This window comes from Staphylococcus rostri (assembly GCF_002902145.1).
GTDB lineage: Bacteria > Bacillota > Bacilli > Staphylococcales > Staphylococcaceae > Staphylococcus > Staphylococcus rostri.
This window is the reverse complement of sequence record NZ_PPRF01000130.1, coordinates 1-919: the sequence shown is the minus strand read 5'-3', so window position 1 is coordinate 919 and position 919 is coordinate 1. Positions and strand designations below refer to the sequence as shown.

The window sequence follows — 919 nt, the reverse complement described above, 5'->3', positions numbered from 1 at the left end:
GTTTAAGTCAATCACTCTTGAAAGTACTACTCTGAGTACTCAAATTATCGGAATTAACGTTGACATATTGTCATTCAGTTTTCAATGTTCATGTTTAAAGAAATAATGGTGGAGACTAGCGGGATCGAACCGCTGACCTCCTGCGTGCAAAGCAGGCGCTCTCCCAGCTGAGCTAAGCCCCCATAAAAGGTATTTAAGTAAGTCGGGAAGACAGGATTTGAACCTGCGACCCCTTGGTCCCAAACCAAGTGCTCTACCAAGCTGAGCTACTTCCCGTAATTAAAATGGCGCGCCCGATAGGAGTCGAACCCATAACCTCTTGATCCGTAGTCAAACGCTCTATCCAGTTGAGCTACGGGCGCATTTATTAAAATATTAGATGGTGCCGAGGACCGGAATCGAACCGGTACGGTAATCACTTACCGCAGGATTTTAAGTCCTGTGCGTCTGCCAGTTCCGCCACCCCGGCAAAAATAATGGAGCAGAAGACGGGATTCGAACCCGCGACCCCAACCTTGGCAAGGTTGTATTCTACCGCTGAACTACTTCTGCTCGATAAAATTTATATGGTGAGCCATAGAGGATTTGAACCTCTGACCCTCTGATTAAAAGTCAGATGCTCTACCAGCTGAGCTAATGGCTCGAGATAATGGTGCCGGCCAGAGGACTTGAACCCCCAACCTACTGATTACAAGTCAGTTGCTCTACCAATTGAGCTAGGCCGGCAAATGGTGGAGAATGACGGGTTCGAACCGCCGACCCTCTGCTTGTAAGGCAGATGCTCTCCCAGCTGAGCTAATTCTCCATTATACAATAGACTGGCAACGTCCTACTCTCGCGGAACGTAAGTCCGACTACCATCGGCGCTAAAGAGCTTAACTTCTGTGTTCGGCATGGGAACAGGTGTGACCTCTTTGCC

The 919-nt window shown here is 48.5% G+C and carries 8 tRNA genes and 1 rRNA gene; all 9 read right to left on the bottom strand.

Features of this window, described 5'->3' with window-relative positions:
- Positions 1–106: 106 nt before the first annotated feature.
- Positions 107–182, bottom strand: a tRNA-Ala gene (locus CD122_RS11405).
- 20 nt (positions 183–202) lie between these two features.
- A tRNA-Pro gene (locus tag CD122_RS11400) sits at positions 203–276 on the bottom strand.
- Positions 277–285: 9 nt separating this feature from the next.
- Positions 286–362, bottom strand: a tRNA-Arg gene (locus CD122_RS11395).
- A gap of 18 nt (positions 363–380) precedes the next feature.
- Positions 381–469: transfer RNA gene (locus tag CD122_RS11390), tRNA-Leu, on the bottom strand.
- Between the two features lie 8 nt (positions 470–477).
- Positions 478–552, bottom strand: a tRNA-Gly gene (locus CD122_RS11385).
- 15 nt (positions 553–567) lie between these two features.
- Positions 568–643: transfer RNA gene (locus tag CD122_RS11380), tRNA-Lys, on the bottom strand.
- Between the two features lie 7 nt (positions 644–650).
- Positions 651–726, bottom strand: a tRNA-Thr gene (locus tag CD122_RS11375).
- A 3-nt stretch (positions 727–729) separates the two neighbouring features.
- Positions 730–805 (bottom strand) — tRNA-Val (locus CD122_RS11370).
- A gap of 11 nt (positions 806–816) precedes the next feature.
- Positions 817–919, bottom strand: a 5S ribosomal RNA gene (rrf, locus tag CD122_RS11365); the annotation flags it as partial.